This is a genomic window from Bordetella sputigena (genome assembly GCF_965137885.1).
Classification (GTDB): domain Bacteria; phylum Pseudomonadota; class Gammaproteobacteria; order Burkholderiales; family Burkholderiaceae_B; genus Bordetella_C; species Bordetella_C sputigena.
Genome location: NZ_CBCSCA010000019.1, coordinates 1 through 22,830, shown reverse-complemented (window position 1 = coordinate 22,830; position 22,830 = coordinate 1). Strand labels below are relative to the sequence as shown.

Below are 22,830 nucleotides of genomic sequence, written 5' to 3'. Positions count from 1 at the left end.
TTGCCTTCGGTCAGGCCAGCAGGCTCGCCTCCAGGATGTCCAGCGCTTCTTCGAATATGGCGTCTTCGATCGTCAGCGGGAAAAGAAAGCGTATGACGTTGCCATACACGCCGCAGGTCAGTAGCAGCAGTCCGTTGCGCAGCGCCCGTTGCTGGACTGCACTTGTGAATTCCGCATCCGGCGCGCCGGATGCGTCGCTGAACTCGACAGCCACCATGCCGCCCAAACCTCGTATTTCAGCGATCTGCGGGACCCGCGGACGCAAGGCGGATAGGCGCGTCTTGAGCCGGTCGCCCAGCGCCTGGGCACGCGCGGCCAGGTCTTCTTCGGCGATGACGTCCAACACGGCATGCGCCGCCGCGACGGCCAGCGGATTACCCGCATAGGTGCCGCCCAACCCGCCCGGCGCCGGCGCGTCCATGATCTCGGCGCGACCGCACACGCCGGATAGCGGCAAGCCGCCGGCCAGGCTCTTGGCGAAGGTCATGATGTCGGGCACTACCCCGAAATGCTCCATGGCGAACAGTTTCCCCGTTCGAGCGAAACCGGTCTGAACTTCATCCGCGATCAGGAGGATGCCGTGCTCGTCGCAGAGCGCGCGCAGCGCCTGCATGAGCGCCACGGGCACCGGATTGAAGCCGCCCTCTCCCTGCACCGGCTCGATGATGATTGCGGCCACGCGGCTGGGCTCCACATCGAATTTGAACAGGCGCTGCAGGGCTTGCAGCGAGTCATTAGGCGTGACGCCCTGCAGGGCGTTGGGGAAGGGCACGTGGTAAACATCCGCGGGAAACGGCCCGAAACCGACTTTGTAGGGCGCGACCTTTCCCGTCAGCGCCATCGTCAGCAACGTCCGGCCATGAAAGGCGCCGCCGAAAGCGATCACCGCCGGACGGCCGGTAGCGGCGCGCGCGATCTTGACGGCGTTTTCGACGGCCTCGGCGCCCGTCGTAAAGAAAGCGGTCTTCTTGGCGTGCGCGCCAGGACTCAGCGCATTGATGCGTTCGGCCAGGGAGACATAGGACTCGTAGGGCACGACCTGGTAGGCGGTATGCGTGAAGCGCTCCAGCTGAGTGGCGACAGCCCGCGTCACGCGCGGATGGCGATGACCGGTGTTCAGGACGGCGATACCGGCGGCGAAGTCGATGTATCGGCGACCCTCCACATCCCACAGTTCGGCATTCAGCGCCTTGTCCGCGTAGAAGTGACACGCGACGCCGATGCCACGTGGCGACGCCGCCAGGCGCCGCTGTTGCAACGATTCGTTCTTCATCTCTGTTCCCTGTACGACATTGGCCGGCGCCAGGGCTGGCGCCGATGAGCCGCGGCATGTGGGCCGCCGTGCGGCATGCAGTATCATCCGAATTGGCCCCCGGCGATAGAGCCATTCCTGGAAAAGGCATGGAACCACTTCAGCGTCAGGGAGCGACTGCCGCGATCCTACCGACACCAGGGAGCACCGATTGGACGCCATGCTGAGCGAATGGTTGAAGGCGCAGTTGGCGGAGCCTTCGAGCGAACCGGCCTATCGCCGGCTGGCCCGGCTGCTGCAGTCAGCCATCCTGGAAGGCCGGCTCGCGCCAGGGCTCCGGCTGCCGGCCTCCCGTGTACTGGCCGCGGACTTGTCCATCGCGCGCAATACCGCGATCCAGGTCTACGAGCAGTTGCAGGTGGAGGGCTATGTGGAATCGCGAACCGGCAGCGGCACCTACGTCGCCGACACCAGGCCTCCTGGATCCCTGCCGGCGGCCAGGGCTCCGTTGCGTCGCCCGGCCAGCGGCATGCGGCGGCTATCGGAACGGGGCCGCCGTACCATCGAAATGGCCAGCGTGGCCCGCACCCAGTGGGGCGCCTTCATGCCTGGCGTGCCGGACGTCACGGAGTTCCCGAGCCGCACATGGAGCCGGCTGCAGAACCGGATCTGGCGCCATGGCCGACAGGAACTGATGACCTACGCGCCGGGCGGCGGATATCCGCCCTTGCGGCGGGCGATCGCCAGTTATCTGCGCGTATCGCGGGCGGCGACCTGCGCGCCGGAGCAGATCATCGTCACCACGGGAATCCACCAATCCGTGGACCTGGCGATCCGTCTGCTGTGCGACGTCGGCGATGAGGTCTGGGTCGAAGACCCCTGCTACTGGGGTGTGCGCACCCTATTGTTGTCGTCGGGATTGAAGCCCGTGCCGATCGCCGTCGACGCCGAGGGGATGAACCCCTCGGCTCGCCAGCTTGGCCGTCCGCCACGGCTCATCATCTGTACACCGTCACACCAGTATCCGCTGGGTTGCGTGATGAGCCTGCAGCGCCGGCGCACACTATTGCAGTACGCCCGCATGCACGGCTGCTGGATCATCGAGGACGACTACGATAGCGAGTTCCGTTACGGCATCGGCCCTCTGGCGTCCTTGCAGGGACTGGACCAGGACGGACAAGTCATCTACGTCAGCAGCTTCAGCAAGGTGCTTTTTCCCGGCATGCGCGTGGGGTACATGGTCGTCCCGGAAGCCATCGCCGAGCTGTTCGCCAAAGGCATTGCCGAGCTATACCGGGAAGGCCAGATGATGGCGCAGGCGACGTTGGGCGAATTCATCGATGAAGGCCACCTGGCCTCGCATATTCGTCGCATGCGCGGGCTGTATCAGCAGCGCCGTGACACCCTGCTTGCAGCGATCCGCGATAGTTACGGGGACCGGTTTCCGGTTCTGGGCGACGACGCCGGCCTGCACCTCGTGCTGGCACTCCCCGGGATACGTGATGACAGCGACGTGGCGCGGCGCGCCGCGGCGGCGGGAATCATGGTGCGCGCGCTCAGCGGCTATTACGCTACGCGGCGCGGAGCGCGCCAGGGTCTCATCCTCGGCTATGCATGCGTACCGCAGGCCCGCATCCCTTCGTCGTTCGCGGTGCTCCGCGACGTGGTAGACGCGGCATGAATGCGCGGCGATACAAGGGCTGCCCTCCGCAAGCCAAGCGGCGCCGATATCGATGCGCTACTCAGCCCGCTCATCGTCATCCGGCAGAAACGGTGCGAGCGCCGACACCGTAGCCATCACGTGTTTGCGCATCGTCGCTTCGCAGTGTTCCGGATCGCCACCGCGTATGGCGTCGATCAGTTCCTGGTGCGCCTCTCGCATGCGAACCGCGACCCGACCGGGCTCTGATGCCCACAGGCGCATATAGGGCTCCACCACCGCGTGCAGGTCCGCGATCTGCTGTTGCAGCCTGGGCTGCCGACAGAAGCCGCACAGGTATTCGTGGAATTCGCGATGGGTGCTGGTCTGGTCCACCGCCGCGGGCACAGTGCCGTCGAGCTGATCCAGCATGGCGTCAAGGCGGTGCAGTTGGACGGGGCCAATATTTTCCATCGCATTGCGCAATGCGAGGCCCTCCAGCACCGATCGGATCTGAAATACCTCCAACATTTCGCGGCGATTCAGCCGGCGCACCACCGCGCTGCGATTCGTGCGTATCGTGACCAGACCTTCGGACGCCAGGCGTCGCAGCGCCACGCGCACGGGGGTGCGGCTGATACCGATTTCGCCAGCGATGATCTCCGGGACGAGGCGGCTGCCGGGCCGCGCGGCTCCCTGCACGATCTGGCGTTGTATGTGCTGATACGCCTCCTCTTCCGCGTTCAACGCGCTTCTGGGCAGCAGTAGTTTTTCCATGTGTTCGCACCCTGGCGGTTTTCGTGCTAAAAACGGCAAAACTGGATACAGTTATACAGTAGTGCAGTTTTACTTAGTATAGGCGGCGCCGTTCATAGACCGCCAATCAAACATACAAGGGGTTACATATGAAGAAAGCCGTCTCGGGCCTCATGCTCGCTATCGCGTCAGTCCTGCCGAGTGCCGGATGGGGTCAGCCCGCGTCCTGGCCGGAGCGACCGGTCAAAATAATCGTTCCATTCCAGGCGGGATCCGCCACCGACCTGATTACGCGGCAAGTCGCGGTGGTGCTTTCGCGCGACTTCGGTCAGCCATTCGTGGTGGAGGCGCACCCGGGCGCCGCAGCCGCCATCGGGAGCTCCATCGTCGCCCGGGCCGCGCCGGATGGCTACACGCTGTTGATGGGGGGGCCGGCGGCGGTCGTCACCAACCGGTTTACGCAAAAAAACCTGGGCTACGATCCTGACAAGTTCGAGCTTGTCTCCATGGTGGCCTACACGCCGAATATCCTTTTGACCACGCCCGGGCAGCCGTTCAAGACCCTGCCGGAGATGGTGGCCTACGCGCGTGCCCACCCGGGCAAGCTGACCTACGCGTCCTTCGGCACGGGCACCACGTCCCACCTGGCCGGCGAACTGCTGAAACAAGCCACCGGCACCGACATCCTTCACGTGCCCTACAAAGGGGCCGGCGAAGCCATTCCCGCGCTGCTGGGCGGGCAGGTAAGCCTGTACTTCGACACGATCATGACGGGGCTGCCGCAGGTACGGTCCGGCAAGCTGGTCGCCCTGGGTATGTCCACCGCCAAGCGTTCCGATCAGGCGCCGGACATTCCCACCATCGCGGAACAGGGCTACCCTGGCTACGACATCGCGCCGTGGTACGGGATCGTGGCCCCGGCCGGTACGCCGGAACCGATATTGGACAAACTGAATGCCGCGATCAACAAGGCCCTGCAAAGCGGCGAGCTGCGGACCAAGCTCGCGGAGGCCGGGGCGGAGCCTTACGGTGGAAGCCGGGAATCCTTCAAGGAATTGATCGCCAAGGAAATTCCGCGCACCCGCAAGCTCCTGGAGCAAGCCGGCTTCATCGACAAATGAGATTGGCGCGTCAGGTCTGAGCCACCACACTGCCAGAACGGTGTGGTAACCGCATGGAGTGAAAGCCCGCAAGCACGAATGCCTTGCGGGCTTTTTTTGTTCAGGCCGTCTACTCCCAGGGCTGGTCGCTGCTCGTTTGCTGAAGCCGCGTTTCCGATTCGATGAAGACGCGCTTGACGCGGCGGTAGCGCGACTTTATGCGCGCATCGATCAAGTCGAATGTCTCGTGCGCCTGCGCACGGTCCAGGGTCGGCGAGAGCATCAGACTGATGTTGACCAGTATGTAGTCCGGGCCCATATGCATGGTGAGGATTTCGTTGACGCGATCTACGCCGGGGGTTTCTTCCATCAGCGCCCGGACACCGTCCACGACCTCCGGAGCGGCGCTCTCGCCGATCAGCAGGCCCTTGGTCTCGCGGGCCAGCAATATCGCCACGGATGCGAGGATCAGCCCGATGACGATGGAAGCGGCGCCGTCATACATCATGTTGCCGGTGACTTCGCTCAACGTGAGGCCGGTCAGTGCGAACAGCAAACCCAACATGGCGGCGCTGTCTTCCAGGAGCACCGCGAATGCCGTGGGATCCTTCCCGGCTTCGACTGCTTCCAGGTAGCCCTGCTTGCCCTTTTGCCGCCGGAATTCCTTGAGCGCTACCAGCCACGCACTGCCCTCGAACAACATGCTCAGTCCGAGCACGATGTAGTTGACGACAGGGTCTTCGATCCGGACTGGCTCACGCAGGTGCCGGACGCCTTCATAGATCGAGATGCCGGCGCCGAGCGAGAAGATGAGCAGCGCCACGATGAAGCTCCAGAAATAGATCTCCTTGCCGTGGCCGAAGGGAAAGCGCCTGTCGGGCGGTCGCCGGGCCTGCCGCATGCCATACAGCAGGAATCCGCCGTTGCCCGTGTCCACCAGCGAATGGACGGCTTCGGACAGCATGGCGGAACTGCCGGTGTACATGGCGGCGAACAGCTTCGTCAGGGCGATGAGCAGGTTGCCAGCCAGTGCCACATATATGACTTTCTTGCTGCCGGTAGCCATGTGTCTCCTGGGTAAGAGGTCAGCGGGATAAGGTCGGGCTCGTCGCGATTCCCGGGCATAGCCAATTTCATTCCCGGGGCGGAACGGCAGCCGCCGGGACCGGCTCCGGCGGCTGGACCACGCCGATACGGCGGTGGGTGGACACGCAGGCCTAGAGCGGCAGCCGCTGCTCGTGCTTGATTTCGCGCAGCGCCACGATGGTTCGCGTCTGCCGTATGCCCGGCAGATTGAACAGGAAACGGTGCAGGAAGCGGTCGTAGTCTTCCGGGCTTTCGACCAGTATCTTGAGCAGATAATCCGAATCGCCCGTGACGGCATAGCACTCGAGGATTTCCGGCGCGCTGCGTACCGTGCGTTCGAAGTTTTCCACGGTGTCCGAGGAATGCCGCTCCAGACTGATCTGGGCGAACATGCAGCCGTGCAGGCCGACCTTGGTGCGATCGACCTGCGCCGCGTAGCCCTGGATGGTGCCGTCCGACTCCAGCGCCTTGACGCGCCGCCACACCGGGGCGGCCGATAGGCCGACCTGGTCCGACAGCTGCTGGGCCGACGCCCGGCCGTCTTCTTGCAGGGCCTTCAGGATCGCGATATCGGTTTTGTCCATGGTCGCCCTCGCGTATGCCGGCTACGGAAATCCCGCCAAAACGAAATGTTCATTTCGCATTATAGGGAAAGCACGATCCAATAACGCAATAAACCCGCTGTTCATCGCTACTATCATGTTTCCATGGAGGAGGGCGATCATGGACGGCACCCCGAACGTGGACTTAGGCCTGGACCAGGACTATCGGCTGGAAGACAACTACACCCGCACGGACGGACGCGTCTTTCTGACCGGTACGCAGGCGCTGATACGCATGCTGCTGACTCAGCGCAGGCTGGACCGGGAAGGCGGCCTGAACACGGCGGGTTTCGCGTCGGGATATCGGGGATCGCCCCTGGGTGGCGTGGACATGGCGATGTGGAAGGCGAAAGCGCTGCTGGACGCCAACCAGATCAGCTTCCTGCCCGCGATCAATGAGGACATGGCCGCCACGGTCATCATGGGTACGCAGCAGGCCGGCGTGCGCCAGGACCGCAACGTGGATGGCGTGTTCTCCATGTGGTACGGCAAAGGGCCGGGCGTGGATCGCGCCGGCGATGCGCTTCATCATGGCACCGCCGCGGGTGCGTCGCGCCACGGCGGCGTGCTGGTGGTGGTGGGGGACGATCACACCGCGGCGTCGTCGTCGATTCCGCATTCCAGCGAGGCTTCGCTGATCGCATGGCGGATGCCCATCGTGCATCCGGCATCGGTCGATGAATACGAAAGCTTCGGGCTTTACGGGTGGGCGCTGTCCCGTCATGCCGGTACGTGGGTGGCGTTCAAGGCCGTGTCGGAAACCGTAGAGAGCGGACAGTCTTTCCTGCCGGCGCCTGCGCCTTCCTACCCCATGCCGGAAAACCCGGCGCTGCCGGCGAGCGAGCTGGAATACACGGCGCGCGACTTTCTGTCGCTGGCCATAGAGAAGCGCATGGACACGCGCATGAAAGCCGTGCGTGCCTTCGTGGCGCGGCATTCCATCGACAAGCTGGTTTGCGCCGCGCCCAAGGCGAGGGTCGGTATCGTAACGGTTGGCAAGGCCCATCTGGATACGATGGAAGCGCTGGAGCGGCTTGGCATAGACCTCGACGGTTCCGATTCGCCCGTGCGCGTCTACAAGCCCGGCCTTACCTGGCCGCTGGACGCGGGCCGGCTTCAGCACTTCCTGCAGGGCCTCAGGCACGTTGTGGTGGTCGAAGAGAAGAACACCGTGGTCGAGGGGCAGATCAAGGATTTACTGTTCAATCAGCCCGACCGTCCCAGCGTGGCCGGCAGGACCGGCCTGGATGGCGAACCGTTGATCCCCTCCGCCGGGCAACTGCGTCCTTCGGTATTGGCGCCGCTGCTGGCGGCCTGGCTTGCGCGCACCTCGGATCTGCGCACGGGAATCGATGCCTCCGAGTTCGCCTGTCCGGAGGCGCTGGCCAACGAAGCCGACGGCATGCGCCGGCGTCCGTACTTTTGCCCGGGTTGTCCGCACAACACTTCCACCAAGGTGCCGGAGGGCAGCCAGGCGCTGGCGGGGGTCGGTTGCCATTACATGGCCGCGTGGATGGACCGCGACACGGCCGGCCTGACGCAGATGGGTGGCGAAGGGGCGGACTGGATCGGGCTGTCCCGTTATATCAAGGCCCCGCATATTTTCCAGAACATGGGCGAGGGCACTTACTTTCATTCGGGGTATCTTGCCATCCGCCAGGCGATAGCCGCCAAGGCCAACATCACGTACAAGATCCTGTTCAATGACGCCGTCGCGATGACGGGCGGACAGCCGGTGGATGGCCGGCTGTCGGTGCCGGGGATCTGCCGGCAACTGCGCGGCGAAGGCGTGGAACGCATCGTCATTACCACCGACGAGCCCGCGAAGTACCAGGGTGTCGATGTGGCGGGCGCCACCGTGCACCATCGGCGCGAACTGGATGCCGTGCAACGCGAGCTGCGCGACATACAGGGAGTGACCGTGTTGATACACGATCAGACCTGCGCGGCCGAGAAACGCCGCCGTCGCAAGAAAGCGGCGTTTCCCGATCCTCCACGCCGGTTGATGATCAATAGCGCGGTCTGCGAAGGCTGCGGCGATTGCGGGTCGAAGTCGAACTGCCTGGCGGTGGTGCCGGTGGAAACGCCCTATGGTCGCAAGCGGGCGATCGATCAATCGAGCTGCAACAAGGACTTTTCCTGCGTTGAAGGCTTCTGTCCAAGTTTCGTGTCGGTCATGGACGGCAAGCTGCGCAAAAGTGCAGCGCCCGCGCAAGACCGGGACCGGCTGCAAGCCTTGATCGACGCGTTGCCCATGCCGGTCATTCAGCCTGTGGCCGGACCTTACCGCATGCTCGTCGCCGGCATAGGGGGCACGGGCGTCATCACCATAGGCGCGCTGGTGTCCATGGCGGCGCATCTGCAAGGCTTGTCGGCGTCGGTGCTGGACTTGACCGGCCTGGCGCAAAAAGGCGGCACCGTGATCAGCCATATCCGTCTTGCGCCGCTGCACACGCCCGCCGGTCCCGTGCGTCTGGATTGGCGGCAGGCCGATGCGGCTATCCTCTGCGACCTGGTGGCATCCATCGCGCCCGATGCTTTGGGCGCGTTGCGGCGGGATGGCACGCGTGTGACGGTAAATACCTATGTCGCGCCCGTGTCCGAGTTCACGAGGAATCCGGATGCGGCCATGCGGCCCGAAGGCCTGCTTGCCAAGGTGCGACATGCCGCGGGCGAGGATAAAACGGCCGCCATCGACGCGCATGCGGCGGCGACCGCGCTGTTTGGCGATAGCATCCTGGCGAACGTGTTCATGCTGGGTTATGCGTGGCAGCGTGGCGATGTGCCGCTGACATATGCGGCGCTGGTGCGGGCCATTGAATTGAACGGCGTCGCGGTGGCGTCCAATCGCGCGGCTTTCGATGCCGGCCGTTTGGCCGCGCATCAACCGCAGGCATTGAGCAAGGTGTCGGAGCCGCGCGCGTCCGTGATCCCGCTGACCGTGCCTGAAACACTGGACGCCGCCGTGAAGCGGCGCGTCGCGGATCTGACCTTGTACCAGAACGCGGCTTATGCCGAGAAATACCGTCAGTTCGTGGATCGGGTCGCTGTGCGAGAGCGTGAATTGGCTGGCGCATCCGGCACGCGCGGTTCGCCACGGCTGGCGTTGGCGGTCGCACGCAGCCTGTTCAAGCTGATGGCGTACAAGGACGAATACGAGGTTGCTCGCCTGTACACCAATGGGGACTTCGCCAGGCAGTTGGAAGCCCAGTTCGAAGGTGCTGCGGGCAAGGACTATCAGCTGCGCTTCCATATGGCTCCGCCGATATTCGCGCGGAAGGATCCCAGTACCGGCTTGCCGCGCAAGATGACATTGGGGCCGCGCACGCTATCTGCAATGAAGCTGTTGGCGCGTTTGAAAGGGCTGCGGGGCACCTGGTTGGATCCGTTCGGCCACACATGTGAGCGCAAAATGGAGCGTGGATTGATTCAGCAGTATTGCGAGGTCATCGAGTCGATGCTGGCCACGCTCAATCCGGAGAGCATGGATCGCGCGGTCAGGATCGCGGCCTTGCCCGAGAAGATCCGCGGTTATGGGTACATCAAGCTTGCGAGCGTGGCTCGTTATCGCGAGGAGTTGGCGCGTGAACTGCAGGCGCCGGCGCCCGCGTCCGACGTGATGAATGCCGCTCAGGTCCGCCGCATCGCGTGAGGTCGGGGCTGGCTCCAGCGGATTGTCTTCGGAGAGAGACAAAGTCATATCGCTTTGTGCTGGTATGACCCGCGTTATCAAGCCTTAAGAAGCTGGCATAACGATCGTAAACATCCTGGTGACCCTGGACAAAGGAGATACTGGGATGGCGGATCCCGCGATAGACGCGACACGGGAGCAGACGGACCCCGGCGCTTTGAATGCCTGGCTGATGTTGCTCGGCATACAGCTGTTGGTGCAACTTATATTTCAAGGCAGCGAGGGCGTACGGCTCGTCCATGCTATCGCGGAACTGCGGCCTTCCATGGTTGTGTTCAAGTGGTTCGTTGCCGTGGCCATTGCGGTGTCGTGCCTGCTCAGCTTCGTCGCCGGTATCTTGCTATTCGCGCGCCGGCGCCCTTCCACAGTCAAGGTCATCCATTACGCGCTATGGATAGGCGGTCCTGTGATGAGTGTGGCCCTCCTGGCGGCGACTTCCGTCGCCTTGAACTTGCCGTTCGCCAAGGTCTGGGACAGCAGCGCCCCCTATGCCATCCTCCGTTCGTTCCTGTTCGCCACGCTATGGAGCATTTACGTGTATCGGTCTCGCACCGTCCGGGCGCGCTATTGCCTGGCGAGCTAGCGTGACAGCCGATCGCAAGTCTCTCGTCCAGCGCACGGATCTTGGACGGATCCGCAGCACCCTGGGAATAACGCCAAGAGGGCGTCGGTATCGCCGGGTCTGAATGTTGAAATTAACTCAACGTTCAGGAATACGTTTACACAGACGTGGTTGATCAAAGCGCTTAAAGTCTCCTCTGCCATATAAAAAACAACCGTAAGCCGGGCGAGGGCGGCCCGGCCAGGAGACAAAATGATTCCGGTTCGTCGACGCGGGGCGCTGGCCCTGGCGGTGTTCTCGTTCGCCTGCGCAATGGTGTCCGGCGTGCGTGCCGAGGGCACTTATCCCGATCGGCCTGTGAGGGTGATCGTCCCGTTCGCGGCGGGGGGCGGCGCGGACATTGTGGCGCGGCTGGTGTTCAAGGGCGTGAGCGAGCAACTGGGCAAGGCGTTCATTATCGACAACCGCGGGGGCGCGGGCGGGATCATCGGCACGGACGCCGTGGCGAAGGCGGACCCTGACGGCTATACCTTGTTGCTCGGGCAGAGCGGACCGAACGCCATCAACCCATCGGTGTACAGCAAGCTGCCCTACGATGCTCGCAAGGACTTCGCCCCGATCACCCAGCTCACGCGCTATCCCTACGTCGTCGCAGTCAAGAAGCAGCTTCCGGTCGACAACCTGAAGGAGCTGATCGCCCTTGCGAAGCGGCAGCCCGGGACGCTGACGGTATCCACCGCCGGGCAGGGGAGCTCTTCGCACCTGGCCATCGAGCTGTTCATGCGGCAGGCGGGCATCTCGATCAATCCCGTGCCGTACAAAGGCGCCGGCCCGGCCTTGCTGGATGTGGTCGCCGGGACCGTTGACATGACGTTCGGCGACGCCGCTTCGGCATCCAAGCAGGCCCACGCAAAGAACGTCAAGGCCCTGGCCGTCACGGGTGCGAAACGGTCGCCGCTGATCCCCGATGTGCCGACGGTGGCCGAGGCTGGCGTGCCGGGCTACGAGGCAACCGCCTGGCACGGCGTGCTCGCGCCGCGCGGCACGCCGGAGCCGGTCATCCGCATCCTGCAGGCGTCGATCGCCAAGGTGCTGGCCGATCCGGCCCTGAAGGCGCGCCTGGCGGAAGATGGGATCGAGACGGTGGGCAGTTCGCCGGAGGACTTCAACCGCGCGCTGCTGGCCGAAATCGATAAGTGGCATACGGTGGTTGTGGAAGCCAATATCAAGCTCGAATAAGCGTTGCAGGGTAATGGCTGGCGGTCGTTCAGCTTCCTTGCGCTGGCGCCGCTTGGAAGGCAGTAAATCTCGTCATGCTATGCGCACTCGGATCTGATAGTTGGCTAGGATCCGAACAGAGAAAGCCGAACACTCCGAAGGTGTTTCCAAGGTTTATGTAGAAGCCCGTGGCAGAGCGATCTTTTGAAATCGTATACCGGTACGAGAATTGGTGCGAAATGTCGTGTCTTTGAAATTTTGGAAGTTCAAGTCTAGGAAGTTTTACTGGGAGATCAATGATAGTTTCATCGGGAATTGGCATCGCATTCCCGATCCAGCCCATAAAGCCAACGCCAGTCTTGGGGAGGATGGCGCCGCTGTGCCGATAGTGAAGGCTTAGTAGGAGCTTTTGGAGGCAGGTTTCGAGGATGTGCAGTGCCTCATCACCAGCTATTCTGGTGATGGGAATGTCTCGGTACGGTACGCCCCGAGGTGCACTGCGCCCAGACTGCCGGAGCAGGCTTCGTTTCTCGTTTGCCGTCAGTGAAAGGCTCTGCAGGACTGCGGGATGGCGTTGCCGCTGACCTTCGAACAACAGTCTTAGGTCCTGCTGCGTTTGAACATTATGTATGGGTGTCCCCATCCGACAGAGTAGGGCAAACATGCCTTCTAGCCGTGAGGTCCTCTCGTTGCAGGCTCTGCACGCGGGGAACACAAACTCTGCAGGCCACTTGCGCCCTTCAAAGAATGCTCGAGGTGGCCAATGGTCCTGTGTCTCCGCCCTGGTCTCTCCGCCACAATAGCAACATGCCGGATGGGTTCTAAGGAAGTTCTCTAGCCGACGTTTTTTGTGACCCATTGCGCGAACCAAGGCTTTGGTTGCATAACATGTATTGCGTGTGATGACGCGGACAGCCTCGCTCCAAACACGCCGCAGGCGTTCGCCGCTATGTCTGGTACCTCAAGCAGGATGCTCAGCTTCTGCATGAAGCGTGATGCCTAGAGCACTAATTACTTTCAGTACGGTAGCGAAATCTGGTGAGCGCTCGCCGGAGAGCGCCTTATAAAGGCTTTCACGAGAGAGGCCTGTTTGACGCGCTATCTTCGTCATGCCCTGCGCGCGAGCGATGTCACCCAAAGCCTTGGCGATAAAAGCGGCATCGCCGCCGCTTTCTACGATGCACGCATCAAGGTACGCCGCCATCTCTTCCGGGGTGCGGAGTCGCTCCGCGATGTCATACTTCCGAGTGACTAACTTTCCCATTTATTGCTCCGTTTTTTCGCGTTGCGGAGGAAAAACACTTGGCGTATGAGCGCTTTTCTTCGATCGATCTGCATCCCGCTCACAGTTGGGCGGCTAACTCGTAAGCCCTCTCGATATCTGTTTGCTGAGTGGACTTGTCTCCGCCTGCTAGGAGCACAACAATCGTCCCGTCCTCTCGCAAGACGTAGTAGACCCGATAGCCTGGGCCTACGTGGACTCGCATTTCACAAACCCCATGTTTAAGTACTCTATGATCGCCCGCGTTTCCTTCGCAGAGACGTCGAATACGTGCTTGGATGCGCGCCCGGCCGACAACGTCTTTCAGGTTCGCCTCAAATTTATCGAAGTCGCTGGTGCTGCGAATTTCTTTCATTGGCCTTCACTTGAGCACTCAATGCCATACAGCATTCCTCCGTCATAGGGTTATGGAATTTTATTGTAGCCTAGTGGCTACAGCGACGCAAGGCGAGTGTAGTCTAACGGCTACGACACGGGATGCGAGCGGCAGGTCGCTATTTCAGCCAGAAGGAAGGGGGACGGCTTTCAGCGCGGAACTCTGCACCCTGTCCCTAAGAGGGCGCCGGCGGCCGGCACGGCCGGGGTCAAGTTGAGGTTGCCCAGCATTCGCCATACAGTGCAAGCCGCCGTCGACACCACAGGCACATCCATGCGGTCCTGCACGACCTGCAGCGCCGGCAGCGATGGCATTTGGACGCAGGCGGACAGGACGACGGCGTCGACGTTGCGGGTGTCCAGGCGGTTTACGTCTTCTACCAGCTGCATGGGATCCCGGCGGCCGACTTCAAGGTTGTCGGGGATTTCGAAGCTGAGGGCGTCCACGACTTCTATGCCTTCGTGTTCGATGTACTGGACGACTTTGTCGGTCAGTGGGCGCATGTAGGGCGCCATCAGGGAGATCCTCTTGGCGCCCAGGTGGCGCAGGCCTTCGATCAGGGCGCCGGCGGATGTCATGATGGGGGCGTCGCAATGGTTGGCGCGGGCGACTTCGGTGAGTTCCTTTTCTGTCTGGCGGTGGTAGCCGGGGCCCATGGCCATGATCGCGACCAGGCAGGCGGTGCTGATGACGTCCATGCGCGCGTCGGCCAGTTCCGCGGCGCAGCGCAGGCCTTCGCGGTTCATGGCTTCCAGTTCTTCCTTGGTGACCTTGTGCATGCGCATGCGGCTGCTGTGGAAGGTGAACCGTTCGTCCGGGCGGACGGTTTCCCGTGCTCGCAGCATGGCCGGGATTTCCGTCTCCATGGTGGTGTTCGAGCTGGGGACGATCTGGCCGATTCGGTAGAGCTTGGTCATGGCATTTCCTATGCGCCTCAATCGAGAGAGATCTTCGATTGCTTGACGATGGTGGCGAAGCTGGCTGTGTCCTGGGCCTGGGCTTTTGCGACATCCCCCGGCGCCGCCACCCACGGCTCGAAGCCGAAGGTTTGCAGGCTCTTCTGCACCGACGGTGCCGCCAATGCGGTAGCGATCGCGCCGTTCAGGCGTTGGACCACTTGGTCCGGCGTGCCTTTGGGTGCGAAGGCCGCGACCCAGGTCTTCACTTCGAATTCGGCGGGTCCGCCGGATTCCGCGACGGTGGGGACTTCGGGGTAGAGGCCCAGACGGCTGGGAGCGGCCAGGGCCAGGAGCTTGACGCGTTTGGCCTGGTAAAGGTTCTGTACGGTGGCCGCGGTGCCGAAGGCCCAGTCGACCTCGCCATTGGCGACGGCGGTGTATAGCTGCGGCAATTCCTTGAACGGAACATGCGTCATGGACGTACCGGTCTTGCGTTCGAACTCCGCCGTACCGATGTGGGCGACGCTGCCTATCCCCCAGCTTCCGTAAGTGACTTCCCCTTTGCGCTGGCGAGCCGCGGCGATCAGGTCGGATACGCTGTTCCATGGCGACCTGGACGACACGACGATGAAGAAATTGGTCCGGTAGATCGGCGCGACAGGCGTGAAATCGGCCATCGGGTCGAAGGGCAGCTTGCTGTACAGATGGGGCTGCAGCGTCATCGGCGTGTTGTCGACGACGAGCATGGAATAGCCGTCGGGCGCCGAGCGTTTGATTTCGCCGATGGCCAGCCAGCCGTTGGCGCCGGGCTTGTTCTCGACGATGAAGGGCTGCTTCCAGGCCGCCGTGAGCTGCTCGCCGATGATGCGGCTGACGGCGTCGGGGCCGCTGCCGACGGAATAGGGAAGGACGGCGCGTACGCTGTGATTGGGGAAGGCGCCGCTCTGCGCGTGCGCCATGCTCGATGCGGCGCCTGAAAGGCAGGATATGGCGATGGTCGCCGCGGCCAGGGTCGTTTTCATGTCTCCTCCATCCATTGATTCTGTATGTGTGCTGGATTGGTGCGGGTACTGCAGTCGTTCACCGGGTCCGGGCTTCGTATGCGGCCGTGAACGCCGGATCGCGTTGCCGCAGGTCCTCGTGGCTGACCTGTCCCGTGCGACGCATGTAGTCATAGGCGAACGACACGGGATCCAGGTCCATCTTGTCGGCGACGTTCTCGTACCAGTCCAGGCTGCGGGCGGCGGCGGTCTGGAAACTGGTGGAGGGCTGGCGGCGCAGGGATTCGAAGACCGAGAAGGCCGCGCGTGCATCGCGAGGATGCTGTTTCAGGCCTTCTTGCAAGGCGATGGCGTCCTGCATGGCCATGCGGGTGCCCGAGCCCAGCGAGAAGTGCACCGTACGCAGAGCATCGCCGAGCAGGACGATGTTGCGATGAGACCAGTTTTCGTTGCGGACGATGTTGGCTTCGAACCATAGGGAGCGGTTGCCCAATAGTTCATGCGCGCCCAGGTCCGGACGGAAAACCTCGCCGCAGTAGCGGCGGCTTTCCTCGTCGCTGGCGGTGTCCAGGCCGGCACGGCGCCAGGTGTCGGGCTCGACCTCGACCAGGAAGGTGCTCAGCTCGGCGCTGTACTGGTAGCTGTGCGCGATGAAAATACCGTGCTCCGTCTGCCGAAAGATCAGCGACACGGGGTGAAAGCGCTGCCGCGTCCCGTACCAGGCGAACTTATTGCGCCGGCGCTCGAAGCTGGGCTGGAAGTGATCCGCATACTGCTTACGCACGGCGCTGTTCGAACCATCGGCGGCGACGACCATATCGATCTGCCCGGCGAGTTGCGAGATGTCCTCGATGCGGCGCTCGTAGGTGATGTGGACGCCTGCTTGCAGGCACGCTTCTTCCAGGACATTCAGCATGTCCAGCCGCGCCGTCCGCGAGAAATGATTGCCATGCACCTGTACGCGCGTGCCGCGATGGACGATCTCCATGTAGTCGCAGCGCTCGTGGTGGGCGACAAAGGCTTCGTAGAAAACGGGATCGGCTTCCCGCAGGAACTTCAGGCCGACGTCGGAGAAGACCACGCCCCACCCATAGGTAGCGCCGCGCGGGTTCTGCTCGTAGACATGGATCTCATGACTGGCGTCGTGCTTCTTCGCCAGCAGAGAGAAGTACAGGCCGGCAGGTCCGGCCCCTATCACCGCGATTTTCATTGGTCGCCACTCCTGGAGGATGCCGCATGCCCGCATGCGGCCTGGTATGCGCTCAGGGCATCGCGCATGACGGCCGGGACCGGGATGGCCCGCCGTTCGCCGCGCGCCACGCAGATCGGCGTCAACCGCGCGTCGAAGGCCGGTGCGCCCCGCACCGTGCCCCGGATCAGCAGGGTGTAGGTATGCTCGCCTATGCGTTCCACGAGGACCGCCATGTCGAATTCTTCGTCAGGCCACAGCGAGGCCATGAAGTCGAAGGCCAGGGCCCGTGTCGGCGTGCCGAAGGAATGGTGGTTCTTCAGCGCCTGAGGCGTGCCGTTCAGCAGCCGCCCGTAGAACAGCTCGGCGGCGGAAATCACATATTCGCCGAACGTAGGCGTGTAGACGACGCCGGCGGGATCGCACTCGCCCCATTTGACCCGGCGGCGGATGACGAAGGGGGTGTCGCTGATCACATGTTCGGTGCTGGTCATCGCTGGCTCCCCGTCGAGCTGGCCGTTTCCTCGTTGAGTTTCTCGGCGATCATCCTGCGCAAGGCTGCCTTGTCGAGCTTGCCGACCTTGGTGACCGGGAAGGCCTCTATCGCTTCCACCCGCTCGGGACACTTGTATTTCGCCAGGCCCTGGGCGACCAGGAATGCGAGCAGGTCCTGCACCGTGGGCGCATCGTGGCCGGGTCTCGGGATGATGTAGATGCAGCCTTTTTCGCCATAGAAGGGGTCGGGCATGGCGACCAGGCGCGCTTCGGAGACGGCGGGGTGGGCCGCCACCAGGGCTTCGACTTCCTCGCACCCTATCTTTTCGCCACCGCGGTTGATGTTGTCGCGCAAGCGGCCTTCGAAGGTGTAGTACATCAGCCTATCATGCACATGCGTGGTCATCATGTCGCCGGTGCGGTAGAAGCCGTCGGAGGTATAGGCGGCGGCATTCGCTTCCGGTGCGTCGAAGAAGCCCGGCAGCGTGGCCGGCCCGCGGAAGCACAGCTCGCCCATCTCGCCGGGCGCCGCGTCTCGTTCGGTGCCGGGCACCAGCAGGCGGATCTCGTCGTCGGGCGATCCCGAGCGGCCCTGGGTTTTATGGCGGACGTAGGCGGGAGCGTCCGGTGGCGATCCCAGCAGCAAGCCTTCGGTGATGCCGAACAGATTGGAACAGGGCACGCCCAGGTGGTCTTCCAGCCTGTCGGCCGAACTCATGGTGGTGAACAGGCGCAGGGATGAAAGGTCGTGGCGCGCCAGGTCCTGGTAGGCCATCAGCTGCGGTGCTATCGGCCCGATGGAGATCGCACGTGTGACGCGATGCTGCTCGATCAGCTTCAGCATGCGGGGTACCTCCACGCGCGGCATGAGCACCGCGGACAGACCCAGCAGTACCAGCGGCATCAACACATACACTTGCGCGGCGTTGTGCAGCAAGGGCAGCGACCAGATGATGCGGTCGTCTTCGCGCATCCGGTAGTGGTTCGCGCATGCCAGGGCATGGGCGAGATACTCCGCATGGAATCGCGGGATGATCTTGGGTACGCCCGTGGTGCCGCCCGAGAGCTGGAAGGCGAGTACGTCCTCGCAGCCGGGGCCTTGTTCCGAGAGCATGGTCCTGGCTCTGGCCAAAGGCATGCTTTCGAGCAACCCGGCCAGCGACTTTCCCGGGCCGGCCGCGCCGCGCGCGACCACCAGCAGCTGCAACGAAGGATGCGACTGCATCATCCGCGCGGCGAAGCCGACCAGGTCATACGCGCTGAAGTCCGCCTGCACGAAATAAGCGCGCGCGCCGGATTGCCGGGCCAACTGGCCGATCTCCAGTTCACGATGCTGCGGCAGGGAACACACCGGAACGATGCCGGCCTTGTAGCAGGCCAACAGGGCCACCGCGGTTTCCAACGTGGTGCCCATCTGGAAGAGGGCGCGATCGCCTGGGCGCAGGCCGGCGTCCAACAATGCGGCACCGAGCCGCTCGGTGCGCGAGTCGAGCTCGGCAAAGCTCAGGCTGCCCTCATCGGTGATGATCGCGACCCGGTCACCACAGCGGCCAGCGGTATCGCGCAAGGCCTGGCCGGCCGTGATGGGGCGCCAGGCGCCGGTGGCGAACCAGGCCCCGGCCCGGTCTTCGGGGTGGTATACGACGCCCTCCAAGGGGCAGCGGATGTCCCGCATGCTTGTCTCCTCATTCTTTTGTCGTCATGCGGCCACGGGCTCTATCCTGACCAGGTCGCGGTTCAGGACGGCTATGTTGCCGCTTACGCCGCCGGTGAACAGGCCATACCAGACGGCGGGCTTCAGGCCCAGGCGCTTGCGTTGGAACTCCAGCGGGCCGTCGCATTGGATGCAGTCATACTGATCGCCACGCAGTACTGCGCAGTCATCCCGTTGCTCCGCGTCCCTGACCAGGGAAGAGAACTCCTCGACGCGCGGCACGAAGATGCGCACGCCGCGCTGGCCGCCCTTGCCGGCAGCCAGGGAATTCTCCACCAATGCGGCCTTGCGGGCCCAGATCTGGTCGATGTGCCGCACGCGCTCGCCGGCGGCGAACGCCCGGTCTTCGACTTCAAGCGCGGCCTGTATGGTCAGTTCCGCGTCTTTCGAGTCGATGTCTCCCAATGGCCGCAGCTTGCGGGTGAATTCGATGAAGTAGCCGTTGGGATCACGCACATAGATGGATTCGATGACTTCATGGCGCGTTTCCACCGAAACGTCCAGTCCTGCGTCTTCCAGTTTTTTCTTCCATGCCTTGAGCTCGTCCTCGCTGTCGACGAGCCAGGCGGTGTGCGTGGCGTCGTTGACGTGATCGTCCGGCACCGGACGCCTGTTGCGCCGGCCATCGACGGACTCGGGTTCCGCCGAATCCAGGTAGTAGAAGAAAGCGATGGTGCTGCCCTGGCCGCTGTCGAAGAAGAAATGCAGGAAGTCCGGGTGGGTCTCGGGGCCCCATCCGCGTGCTGAAATTACATGGACCAGGGGCAGGCCCAGCACATCACGATAGAAATGGACGGTCTCGCGCAGCCGCCAGGTAGGGCGTGCCGTGTGGTCAACGCCGTGCAGCCTCAAGCCTGGGGGCGCGTTCGGGATGGAGTTCATGCCAAAACCTCGTCAGTCGTGGTTTACAGGAAGCGCGCCCGCAGCCAGGCGGCCAGCTCGCGGCCGGCGATATACCGGCCGAGCTCTTCGCCTTCCTTCAGCGCGCGGCCATGGTGGTCGCCACGGATGCGCAGGTGCTGCTTGTCCCCTGAGCCTATGGCGTCGTGGATGGCGCGCACGTCTTCGGGAAAGCAGGCCTGGTCGCCCGTGTATTCGATGACCAGGGTGGGCTGGTGGATGGCCGGCGCGGTCTTCGCCAGGCTGGCCTTGGAGGACAGTCCGGACCAGGTGGAGAGCCAGCTTTCCGGTGTGCAGAAACGGGCGAATCCGACGGCGCCGTAATTCGATGCATACGGATCCTTGCCCCAGAGGGACCCGGGGTGGCGGTCGGAGGGATCCAGGCTCAGGTCCAGGCACCGCAGGTCGGCATCCGTGCGCCAAACGGTGAGCACCGGTGTATGCGCGGCGGCGCGGCGACGGTCGGCGGAGGTGTCGGCGCCTGTTTTGACGAGTTCGCGCGCCTTCAAGCGGCCGCGGATCGCGCCGCGGGCCAGCTCGTCGATGCGGGCGACGCGCGCCTGTTGCGCGGCGCGGTAGCGGGCGATGAACTCGGGAGAGTAGCGCGCCAGGCCGCCCGGTTTGTATCCATTGGCGGAATCCAGCGGATCGAGTTCGGGATGCACGGAGAGCGCATCGCTTTCATCCGCGACCGAAGGGTCGATGCAATTGAGCAGCAAAGCGCCTTGCCCGGGATGGGGGCCCACCAGCACCATGCCTTGGACCGTGGGCATGTCCAGGTCCGCTAATCCTGTGGGCTTCCCGCCAGGGGTGCGGGCGATGCGCTCGGCGCCGGGCAGCCCGGACTGCTGGGCGTAAAGCGCATAGAGTCCCGCGCCGCCGGAATTGCCGAGCAGCACGATATTGGTAAAGCCTTGCCCGCGCAAAAACTGCAGTCCCGCCGCGACGTCATGCAGGGCGATTTCATGTTCCAGACGCAGGTCGTTACCGACCGATCGTGCCCCCTGCGACCATGCCGCGAGGCCCGCCGACACGATGTCGGGAATCAGGTAGTGGCAGGCCATGAATTCCCGCGGATGCATGACGCAGACGACGGTGTCCGGCCGCTTGCCGGGTGGTTGGTACAGCGCGCCGCTGGTCGCCGCGCCGTCGGCGGTGCGCAGGACGACGTTGCGGGTCGAAGCGCCGGCGGGCAGGTCGCGCGGGTTCCAGTCGGTGTTCAGGAATCCGGCGTTGACCGAACCGGGGGAAGCGTTGTTTGCCACGGCTGTCTCCTTCGGTATTTGATCGATGTCAATTTCGACGTATTAGACAAAAATCTGACATCAACGTCAATTGATGTGAGTTATTTGACGCCTGCGTCAGTTAGGGAAATAATGCAGGCCCGCCGTCGACCGGCCGAAGGCGCTTGGTCGCGACCTGAAGTCAAAGGGCAAGCAGATGGGGAATGACGCCTCGAACAAGGCCAATTCGAAGGGGGATGCGCTGCGCAACGCGATCCTGGACGCCGCCGCCAAGCTGTTCATCGAGAAGGGCACCGCGGGCACCAGCATGCAGGACATCGCCGAGACGCTGGGCTTGAGCCGTACCGCGGTCTACTACTATTTCAAGAACAAGCAGGCGATACAGCGTTCCTTGACGGAAGAGGTGCTGAGCGCGGCGCGCAGCCAGACGGGCGAAACCGTCTCGCGTGACGATCTGGATGCCGTGACCGCGCTGAAAGAGCTGGTGACCCACCACGCCGAGCTGATTCTTTCCCGTCCCGCGGAGTTCCGCGTCGCCGACCGCACGGAGGCGGAGATGACGCCCAAGCAGCGGGCATCGGTGCAGAATGCGCGGCGCAATGTGCTGGAGAACTTCAGCAGCGTGATCGAGCGCGGGATACGCGACGGGCAATTCCGCATGGTCGATCCGCACGTGGCGGCGTTTTCACTGATCGGCATGTGCAATTGGGCGGCGTGGTGGTACAAGCCGAATGGCCGTATGAGCCGGGAAGAGGTCGCGGCCACCATGACGGAGATCGCGGTCAATGGCTTGTTGCGCGACGAAGCGCGCCGATCCAGAAGCCCGGCCGATGTCAGGGAGTCGCTGCGGCTGGTCCGCGAAGACCTGGATTATCTTGAGAAGGTGCTTTTCTCTGGCCAGAAATGACCGCGGCCGGCTGCGCCGGCCACGGAACATCAGGGTAAAGGCGATCAGGGCGGCGGCTGGTCAATCCTTGGCGTAGCGAAATTCGGGCAGCGCGCGCAGGCTGTCCTTGCTCGCGCCTTCCATGCGTAGCCGTTTGTCGGCCACGGTCAATTGTTTGAAGGGCACGGCGACCAGGCGGTTGCCCATGCCCAGGAAGCCGCCCACCGAGATTATGGCGTAGGGCTCCTGGTCGCCCGGGCTGACGATGATGTCGTCCACCTTGCCTATCTCGTCCTTATCGCTGTTCTGAACCTCGGACCCGATAAGCTTGGACGCGCGATAGCCCGTAGCCAGCTGCACCACGTCCACGCGCTTTTCCGTGATGGATTGCGCCGCGCCCTGCGCCATCACCGCGCCCGCAGGCGCCATCGTGGCCAGGCCGACGACGAGGGCATAACTGAATGCGGTGTATATCGAAAAGATGGCGTTTCGCTGCATGATGGTTCTCCCAGGAGTGACAAACGCACCATTGCAAGGGCATTTATCGTTCCAGGGCAGCGATCACGCTACTTTTGCTTCGATTCCGATTTGCCGGCGCCTTTCGACGATGCCGCGCCGGCGTTGCTTGCCGGGACAGGTGCCGGCTTGGGCGGCTGTTTAGGCTTCTTTGCTTCTTTATTGCCGCGTAGCTGACCCTTGGCCATGATGATCCCCTTGATGACTATCTTGTGCGGAATGCACGGATCGGGCCAGCATACGCCGTTCCAGGCAATATGGGTGCGAGTTCTTCCAGGCGGCTAGCCAGCCGCCTGCTCACTTGTTGGCGTCGGTTGGCTCAATGCCTTGATCGCGTCCATCTCGTATTCCGCGCTCGTCTTGGTGTCCTGCAGTTCTTTTTCTTTATCCGGACTGGGTTGCGGGGCCGGCGTTACCTGGGG

The 22,830-nt window shown here is 63.3% G+C and carries 21 protein-coding genes; 6 read left to right on the top strand and 15 right to left on the bottom strand.

Going from position 1 to position 22,830, the window contains the following annotated elements; translation table 11 throughout:
• Positions 1-10: 10 nt before the first annotated feature.
• Entirely contained in the window at positions 11-1,273 is a 1,263-nt protein-coding gene (gabT, locus tag ACNA0R_RS25475; RefSeq protein ID WP_415828867.1) for a 4-aminobutyrate--2-oxoglutarate transaminase, read from the bottom strand.
• Between the two features lie 190 nt (positions 1,274-1,463).
• Between gabT and pdxR the strand changes: the two genes are divergently transcribed.
• On the top strand, positions 1,464-2,933 hold the full coding sequence (gene pdxR, locus ACNA0R_RS25470; RefSeq protein ID WP_415828866.1) for a MocR-like pyridoxine biosynthesis transcription factor PdxR: 1,470 nt from the start codon (positions 1,464-1,466) through the stop codon (positions 2,931-2,933).
• Positions 2,934-2,990: 57 nt separating this feature from the next.
• Here pdxR and ACNA0R_RS25465 read toward each other — a convergent pair whose 3' ends face one another.
• Positions 2,991-3,668 carry a GntR family transcriptional regulator gene (locus tag ACNA0R_RS25465; protein WP_415828865.1) on the bottom strand — a complete coding sequence of 226 codons (678 nt, stop codon included), beginning with the start codon at positions 3,666-3,668 and terminating at the stop codon, positions 2,991-2,993.
• Positions 3,669-3,820: 152 nt separating this feature from the next.
• Between ACNA0R_RS25465 and ACNA0R_RS25460 the strand changes: the two genes are divergently transcribed.
• Positions 3,821-4,768 (top strand): Bug family tripartite tricarboxylate transporter substrate binding protein, encoded by a 948-nt coding sequence (locus ACNA0R_RS25460; RefSeq protein WP_415828916.1) that lies wholly within the window; start codon positions 3,821-3,823, stop codon positions 4,766-4,768.
• Between the two features lie 109 nt (positions 4,769-4,877).
• On the opposite strand, the gene ACNA0R_RS25455 is transcribed toward ACNA0R_RS25460, so the two are convergent.
• Both ACNA0R_RS25455 and ACNA0R_RS25450 read right to left on the bottom strand, forming a co-directional pair.
• Positions 4,878-5,813 (bottom strand): cation diffusion facilitator family transporter, encoded by a 936-nt coding sequence (locus ACNA0R_RS25455; RefSeq protein WP_415828864.1) that lies wholly within the window; start codon positions 5,811-5,813, stop codon positions 4,878-4,880.
• Between the two features lie 151 nt (positions 5,814-5,964).
• A complete protein-coding gene (locus tag ACNA0R_RS25450; RefSeq protein ID WP_415828863.1) occupies positions 5,965-6,417 on the bottom strand; it encodes an Lrp/AsnC family transcriptional regulator in 453 nt (150 codons plus the stop codon).
• Positions 6,418-6,556: 139 nt separating this feature from the next.
• Here ACNA0R_RS25450 and ACNA0R_RS25445 point away from each other — a divergent pair, with 139 nt between their 5' ends.
• The 3 genes from ACNA0R_RS25445 (at position 6,557) to ACNA0R_RS25435 (ending at position 11,927) form a co-directional block, all read left to right on the top strand.
• Positions 6,557-10,087, top strand: coding sequence for an indolepyruvate ferredoxin oxidoreductase family protein (locus tag ACNA0R_RS25445; RefSeq protein ID WP_415828862.1), 3,531 nt, complete (start codon positions 6,557-6,559; stop codon positions 10,085-10,087).
• Between the two features lie 145 nt (positions 10,088-10,232).
• Positions 10,233-10,709: a hypothetical protein gene (locus ACNA0R_RS25440; protein ID WP_415828861.1), complete on the top strand. Its 477-nt coding sequence runs from the start codon at positions 10,233-10,235 to the stop codon at positions 10,707-10,709.
• A gap of 231 nt (positions 10,710-10,940) precedes the next feature.
• A complete protein-coding gene (locus tag ACNA0R_RS25435) occupies positions 10,941-11,927 on the top strand; it encodes a Bug family tripartite tricarboxylate transporter substrate binding protein (protein ID WP_415828860.1) in 987 nt (328 codons plus the stop codon).
• A 940-nt stretch (positions 11,928-12,867) separates the two neighbouring features.
• Here ACNA0R_RS25435 and ACNA0R_RS25430 read toward each other — a convergent pair.
• The 9 genes from ACNA0R_RS25430 to ACNA0R_RS25390 all read right to left on the bottom strand — a co-directional run bounded on the left by ACNA0R_RS25430 (position 12,868) and on the right by ACNA0R_RS25390 (position 21,027).
• Positions 12,868-13,170, bottom strand: a complete 303-nt coding sequence (locus ACNA0R_RS25430; protein WP_415828859.1) for an addiction module antidote protein — start codon at positions 13,168-13,170, stop codon at positions 12,868-12,870.
• Positions 13,171-13,249: 79 nt separating this feature from the next.
• Positions 13,250-13,543: a type II toxin-antitoxin system RelE/ParE family toxin gene (locus tag ACNA0R_RS25425; RefSeq protein ID WP_415828858.1), complete on the bottom strand. Its 294-nt coding sequence runs from the start codon at positions 13,541-13,543 to the stop codon at positions 13,250-13,252.
• Positions 13,544-13,713: 170 nt separating this feature from the next.
• A complete protein-coding gene (locus tag ACNA0R_RS25420) occupies positions 13,714-14,481 on the bottom strand; it encodes a maleate cis-trans isomerase family protein (protein ID WP_415828857.1) in 768 nt (255 codons plus the stop codon).
• 17 nt (positions 14,482-14,498) lie between these two features.
• A complete protein-coding gene (locus ACNA0R_RS25415; protein ID WP_415828856.1) occupies positions 14,499-15,485 on the bottom strand; it encodes a Bug family tripartite tricarboxylate transporter substrate binding protein in 987 nt (328 codons plus the stop codon).
• Between the two features lie 58 nt (positions 15,486-15,543).
• A complete protein-coding gene (locus ACNA0R_RS25410) occupies positions 15,544-16,674 on the bottom strand; it encodes an FAD-dependent monooxygenase (protein WP_415828855.1) in 1,131 nt (376 codons plus the stop codon).
• Positions 16,671-17,147, bottom strand: a complete 477-nt coding sequence (locus ACNA0R_RS25405; protein WP_415828854.1) for an acyl-CoA thioesterase — start codon at positions 17,145-17,147, stop codon at positions 16,671-16,673. The genes ACNA0R_RS25410 and ACNA0R_RS25405 overlap by 4 nt, the downstream gene beginning before the upstream one ends.
• A complete protein-coding gene (locus ACNA0R_RS25400) occupies positions 17,144-18,823 on the bottom strand; it encodes an AMP-binding protein (RefSeq protein ID WP_415828853.1) in 1,680 nt (559 codons plus the stop codon). The genes ACNA0R_RS25405 and ACNA0R_RS25400 overlap by 4 nt, the downstream gene beginning before the upstream one ends.
• 24 nt (positions 18,824-18,847) lie before the next feature.
• Positions 18,848-19,744: a VOC family protein gene (locus ACNA0R_RS25395; protein ID WP_415828852.1), complete on the bottom strand. Its 897-nt coding sequence runs from the start codon at positions 19,742-19,744 to the stop codon at positions 18,848-18,850.
• Between the two features lie 23 nt (positions 19,745-19,767).
• Positions 19,768-21,027 (bottom strand): alpha/beta fold hydrolase, encoded by a 1,260-nt coding sequence (locus tag ACNA0R_RS25390; RefSeq protein ID WP_415828851.1) that lies wholly within the window; start codon positions 21,025-21,027, stop codon positions 19,768-19,770.
• A gap of 175 nt (positions 21,028-21,202) precedes the next feature.
• Between ACNA0R_RS25390 and ACNA0R_RS25385 the strand changes: the two genes are divergently transcribed.
• Positions 21,203-21,913 (top strand): TetR/AcrR family transcriptional regulator, encoded by a 711-nt coding sequence (locus ACNA0R_RS25385; protein WP_415828850.1) that lies wholly within the window; start codon positions 21,203-21,205, stop codon positions 21,911-21,913.
• Positions 21,914-21,973: 60 nt separating this feature from the next.
• Here ACNA0R_RS25385 and ACNA0R_RS25380 read toward each other — a convergent pair whose 3' ends face one another.
• The gene (locus ACNA0R_RS25380) at positions 21,974-22,390 is read right to left on the bottom strand and encodes a PRC-barrel domain-containing protein (protein WP_415828849.1); all 417 of its coding nucleotides are present in this window, start codon (positions 22,388-22,390) and stop codon (positions 21,974-21,976) included.
• 68 nt (positions 22,391-22,458) lie between these two features.
• On the bottom strand, positions 22,459-22,596 hold the full coding sequence (locus ACNA0R_RS25375) for a hypothetical protein (protein ID WP_415828848.1): 138 nt from the start codon (positions 22,594-22,596) through the stop codon (positions 22,459-22,461).
• Between the last annotated feature and the right edge of the window lie 234 nt (positions 22,597-22,830).

Coding starts and splice junctions, on each gene's coding strand:
- ACNA0R_RS25455 (WP_415828864.1), bottom strand. CDS start 5,813: ATGGCTACCGGCAGCAAGAAAGTCATATATGTGGCACTGGCTGGCAAC.
- ACNA0R_RS25440 (WP_415828861.1), top strand. CDS start 10,233: ATGGCGGATCCCGCGATAGACGCGACACGGGAGCAGACGGACCCCGGC.
- ACNA0R_RS25460 (WP_415828916.1), top strand. CDS start 3,821: ATGCTCGCTATCGCGTCAGTCCTGCCGAGTGCCGGATGGGGTCAGCCC.
- ACNA0R_RS25415 (WP_415828856.1), bottom strand. CDS start 15,485: ATGAAAACGACCCTGGCCGCGGCGACCATCGCCATATCCTGCCTTTCA.
- gabT (WP_415828867.1), bottom strand. CDS start 1,273: ATGAAGAACGAATCGTTGCAACAGCGGCGCCTGGCGGCGTCGCCACGT.
- ACNA0R_RS25385 (WP_415828850.1), top strand. CDS start 21,203: ATGGGGAATGACGCCTCGAACAAGGCCAATTCGAAGGGGGATGCGCTG.
- ACNA0R_RS25400 (WP_415828853.1), bottom strand. CDS start 18,823: ATGCGGGACATCCGCTGCCCCTTGGAGGGCGTCGTATACCACCCCGAA.
- ACNA0R_RS25420 (WP_415828857.1), bottom strand. CDS start 14,481: ATGACCAAGCTCTACCGAATCGGCCAGATCGTCCCCAGCTCGAACACC.
- ACNA0R_RS25465 (WP_415828865.1), bottom strand. CDS start 3,668: ATGGAAAAACTACTGCTGCCCAGAAGCGCGTTGAACGCGGAAGAGGAG.
- ACNA0R_RS25405 (WP_415828854.1), bottom strand. CDS start 17,147: ATGACCAGCACCGAACATGTGATCAGCGACACCCCCTTCGTCATCCGC.
- ACNA0R_RS25375 (WP_415828848.1), bottom strand. CDS start 22,596: ATGGCCAAGGGTCAGCTACGCGGCAATAAAGAAGCAAAGAAGCCTAAA.
- ACNA0R_RS25410 (WP_415828855.1), bottom strand. CDS start 16,674: ATGAAAATCGCGGTGATAGGGGCCGGACCTGCCGGCCTGTACTTCTCT.
- ACNA0R_RS25425 (WP_415828858.1), bottom strand. CDS start 13,543: ATGAAAGAAATTCGCAGCACCAGCGACTTCGATAAATTTGAGGCGAAC.
- ACNA0R_RS25395 (WP_415828852.1), bottom strand. CDS start 19,744: ATGAACTCCATCCCGAACGCGCCCCCAGGCTTGAGGCTGCACGGCGTT.
- ACNA0R_RS25435 (WP_415828860.1), top strand. CDS start 10,941: ATGATTCCGGTTCGTCGACGCGGGGCGCTGGCCCTGGCGGTGTTCTCG.
- ACNA0R_RS25380 (WP_415828849.1), bottom strand. CDS start 22,390: ATGCAGCGAAACGCCATCTTTTCGATATACACCGCATTCAGTTATGCC.
- ACNA0R_RS25445 (WP_415828862.1), top strand. CDS start 6,557: ATGGACGGCACCCCGAACGTGGACTTAGGCCTGGACCAGGACTATCGG.
- ACNA0R_RS25450 (WP_415828863.1), bottom strand. CDS start 6,417: ATGGACAAAACCGATATCGCGATCCTGAAGGCCCTGCAAGAAGACGGC.
- ACNA0R_RS25430 (WP_415828859.1), bottom strand. CDS start 13,170: ATGGGAAAGTTAGTCACTCGGAAGTATGACATCGCGGAGCGACTCCGC.